The sequence below is a fragment of the Roseisolibacter sp. H3M3-2 genome (assembly GCF_029211165.1).
GTDB lineage: Bacteria > Gemmatimonadota > Gemmatimonadetes > Gemmatimonadales > Gemmatimonadaceae > Roseisolibacter.
The window spans coordinates 1-3,562 of record NZ_JARGEK010000440.1 but is presented as its reverse complement, the minus strand read 5'-3'; the positions used below and the strand labels follow the sequence as shown (position 1 = coordinate 3,562).

At 74.3% G+C, this 3,562-nt stretch carries 4 protein-coding genes and 1 pseudogene; 1 reads left to right on the top strand and 4 read right to left on the bottom strand.

The genetic code is table 11. The features are described from left to right. Positions 1-572: PRC-barrel domain-containing protein (locus PYV61_RS22625; RefSeq protein ID WP_275835941.1), on the bottom strand; the 572-nt coding region annotated here is incomplete at its 3' end. A 39-nt stretch (positions 573-611) separates the two neighbouring features. Then, positions 612-809, bottom strand: a complete 198-nt coding sequence (locus PYV61_RS22620; RefSeq protein WP_275835939.1) for a hypothetical protein — start codon at positions 807-809, stop codon at positions 612-614. Positions 810-940: 131 nt separating this feature from the next. On the opposite strand from PYV61_RS22620, the gene PYV61_RS22615 reads away from it, so the two are divergent. After that, entirely contained in the window at positions 941-2,476 is a 1,536-nt protein-coding gene (locus PYV61_RS22615) for a RecQ family ATP-dependent DNA helicase (protein ID WP_275835937.1), read from the top strand. Between the two features lie 27 nt (positions 2,477-2,503). Here the strand turns inward: PYV61_RS22615 and PYV61_RS22610 are convergent, their stop codons facing one another. Both PYV61_RS22610 and PYV61_RS22605 read right to left on the bottom strand, forming a co-directional pair. Further along, positions 2,504-2,917: a hypothetical protein gene (locus PYV61_RS22610; RefSeq protein ID WP_275835935.1), complete on the bottom strand. Its 414-nt coding sequence runs from the start codon at positions 2,915-2,917 to the stop codon at positions 2,504-2,506. 44 nt (positions 2,918-2,961) lie between these two features. Continuing rightward, positions 2,962-3,562, bottom strand: a pseudogene (locus PYV61_RS22605) (hypothetical protein); the annotation flags it as partial.

Genomic DNA, 3,562 nt, shown 5'->3' with positions numbered 1-3,562 from the left:
GCCTCGGCGCCGGCGGCCGACAGCGCGCGGTTGTCGCGGCGCGGCGCCGTGCCCAGGTCGGCGCGCGGGGCGACGCCGAAGTGCAGCTCCTCGTCGCCGCGCCGCACGTGCCACTCGGCGTCGCGGTCGACGCCGCGGTCGCCGTAGGCGCGCACGTAGCCGTCGTTGAAGCGCGTCACGTCGTCGTCGCTGATGGCGCCCGAGCGCGGCAGCCCGGGGAGCAGCTCGTCCGGGGTGTGCGCCTCGAGCTCGCGCGCGTCGAGGACGACGCGCTTGGCCGCGTGGTCGATCCAGGCGGCGCGCAGCGGCGCCAGCGAGTGGCGGTCGTCGCGCCGCAGGTCGATGTCGAGCATGACGACCTCGCGCGCCTCCACGTCGACCAGGAGGTCGGTCACCCGCCCGAGCTCGCGCCCGGTGGAGGCGAAGACCGTCCACCCGACGATGTCGGGCTCCCCGTCGGCGACGCGGAACTTCAGGTCGCTGAGGCGCTTGAGCTGGCGGGCGCGCCGCGGGTCCGGCCCGACGCTCGCCTCGTCGCGCATCCCGCGCGACGTGTGGTGGTCCCGTGCCATCGGTCCTCTCCGAAAGTGGGGGGCGGGGGGGGGCGCGGACTACGCCAGGCGGAGCGCGGGCGCCGGCGCCGCCGGGGCCTCGATCGCCGACGTCGGCGCCGTGGCCGGCACCGTGTCCATCTGGTCCACGCCGTCGTTGTTCAGATACCAGAAGACGAGCGCCACGAGCGCCAGCGCCAGCAGCACCCACACCCAGGCCGTGCTGCGGCGCTTCGGCTCCACGCGAATCTCGGCCATGTGCTCTCTCCGTGTTCGGGACGCGTGCGGCCGCCCCCGGGTCGGGGGCGATCGCGGGCTCCCAGTGCAACGCCGGGGCCAACCGGGGCGCGCGGCCGCGTCCGGTCCGAATCCTGCCCAGGGGTGAACACATGACCCCAACGGATGCCCCGGCCCCGGCCCAGTCGCCCGGCCGAGAGCTGACGCGCGCGCGTGCGCGCAAGATCCTCGCGGACCGCTTCGGCTTCGACGACTTCCAGTACCGCCAGTACGAGCCGATCCAGTCCGTCCTGCGCGGGCGCGACACGCTGGTCGTCATGCCGACGGGGAGCGGGAAGTCGCTGGTCTACCAGTTCCCGGCGCTGGTGCTCGACGGGCTCACGCTGGTCGTCAGCCCGCTGATCGCCCTCATGAAGGACCAGCAGGACAAGATGGTCGCGCAGGGGGTCGACGCGCTGGCGTTCCACTCGCACCAGACGACCCGCGAGACGCGCGACACCGAGCGCGCGATCGCGGAGGGCGAGGGCGACATCCTGTACGTGACGCCGGAGCGGTTCAAGGACCGCGAGTTCTTCGAGATGCTGCTGCAGCGCAAGGTGAGCCTCTTCGTCGTCGACGAGGCGCACTGCGTCAGCCAGTGGGGGCACGACTTCCGCCCCGACTACCTCACGCTCGGCTCGGTCGTCAACCGCCTCGGGCGCCCGCCGGTGCTGGCGCTCACCGCCACCGCCACCGCCGAGGTGCGCGCCGACATCGTGCGGCAGCTCGGGATGCGCGACCCGGCGGTGACGATCACCGGGTTCGCGCGCCCGAACCTGCGCTTCGAGGTGCGGCGCACGGTGAACGACGTGGCGAAGGACGAGGCGCTGCGCTCGCTGCTCGACGCGACCGAGGGGAACGGCGTCGTGTACGTGGCGACGATCAAGGAGGCGGAGCGCCTCTACGAGCACCTCAAGGACAAGTTCCACCGCAAGTACGAGTTCGGCCTGTACCACGGCAAGCTGGCGCCGGCCGAGCGCAAGTCGGCGCAGGACCGGTTCATGGCCGACGAGCTGAAGGCGATCATCGCGACCAACGCGTTCGGGCTGGGGATCGACAAGCCGGACATCCGGTTCGTGACCCACTACCACTTCCCGGGCTCGATCGAGGCGTACTACCAGGAGGCGGGGCGGGCGGGGCGCGACGGGCTGCCGTCGACGTGCACGCTGCTCTACCGCGTGGAGGACCGCCGCATCCAGAGCTACTTCCTGGGCGGGAAGTACCCGGAGGTGGAGGAGGCGGCGAAGGTGGCGATCGTGCTCGAGACGTACGGCGAGCGCGAGCCGGTGCCGCTCGACGAGCTGGCGGAGCGCAGCGGGGTGCCGCGGCGCAAGGCGCGCATCACGCTGATGCTGCTCAAGCGGCACGGGCTGGTGCGCGAGCACCGCGGCGGCCACTGGGAGCGGCTGGCGGGGCGGCTGACGCAGGTGGACCTGAGCCACGACCTGACCGACTACGAGGAGCGGCGGGCGCGCGACCAGGCGAAGCTGCAGGCGGTGGTGGACTTCGCGCAGACGGCGCGCTGCCGGACGCGGTACATCCTCGAGTACTTCGGGGAGGACGTCGACGCGGAGTGGCGCTGCGAGAACTGCGACGCGTGCGACGCGATGGTGCAGTGGGAGCGCCGGCAGGCGCGCCTGGGGGGGTGACCCGGGCGCGCCGGCCGGACGCCCGCCTCACGTCGGCGCGGCGAGCATTCGTCGGACCCGCAGCTGGCGGTCGGCGAAGAAGCCGGCGCTGACGACCAGCATCGGCGCGCTGGCCAGCACCTCGTACAGGATCGGCCCGGGGCGCGCGGGCCACACGCCCAGCGCGGCGCACAGCATCGCGGCGCACAGGGCGAGCGACCATCCGTCGCTGGGCGCGCGCGGCAGCCAGAGCGGCTCGCGGCCGCCGGGCAGCGCCTGCACGAGCGCGTAGGCGAGGATCGGCGCCACGGTGCCCACGAAGAGCGGGGCGCGGCCCAGCGGCGCGAGCGCGTGCGCCCACGTGGCCGGCCCGATCCACCGCACGGCGCCGACCGCCGCGCCGGCGCAGCCCACCGCGAGCGCCACGAGGCATGTGAGGCGGTAGCGCCGCTGGCCGTCCATCGGGTCCTCGCGCGTCGAAGGGTGAGCTGCTGATCGACCGCCCGTCATGCGACCCACTCGACGCGGCACCTGAGATCGGACGTGTACAGGTAGTTCCCGTCGTCGTCGTAGTGCTCGACGTACTCGCAGATCTCCATCCAGTAGCCGCCGCCGCCCGCCGGCTGTCCCCCGCCGCCCCCGCCACCTTCGGCCGGCGGGGCCGCGCAGTCAAGCGCCGAGTGTGCCGCGAGGGGGTCGGCCGTGCCGCCGGTGAGCGCGTCGGCGCCCTGTGCGGGACAGTCGCAGGGTTTGGGCGCCTTCGCGGCCTCCTTGCACTCGTGGTACGCGTTGGTCGCCACCGCCAGCGCCGTCGAGACCGAGGTGAAGGTGGCGACCGCGCCCGCGCAGGTCGCGACCACCACGGGGCTCGGGACGACGCAGGCGGTCCAGACGGCGGTCGCGGCGGCCACGACCCCCGCCGACGCGCCGACCACCGCCATCGCCTGCACGATGCACGCGCCCTCCGCCTCCTCGTCGCTGGCCATGCAGTCGTCCGCCGAGGCGCGCGCCGCCAGCTCCAGCCGCGCGAGCCCGACCGGCGCCCCGGTCCCGGCGCCGTCGCGGACCGTCGCGGCGCGCGGGTCGGCGCACGCCACGCGCGGGAGC

Coding starts and splice junctions, on each gene's coding strand:
- PYV61_RS22615 (WP_275835937.1), top strand. CDS start 941: ATGACCCCAACGGATGCCCCGGCCCCGGCCCAGTCGCCCGGCCGAGAG.
- PYV61_RS22620 (WP_275835939.1), bottom strand. CDS start 809: ATGGCCGAGATTCGCGTGGAGCCGAAGCGCCGCAGCACGGCCTGGGTG.
- PYV61_RS22610 (WP_275835935.1), bottom strand. CDS start 2,917: ATGGACGGCCAGCGGCGCTACCGCCTCACATGCCTCGTGGCGCTCGCG.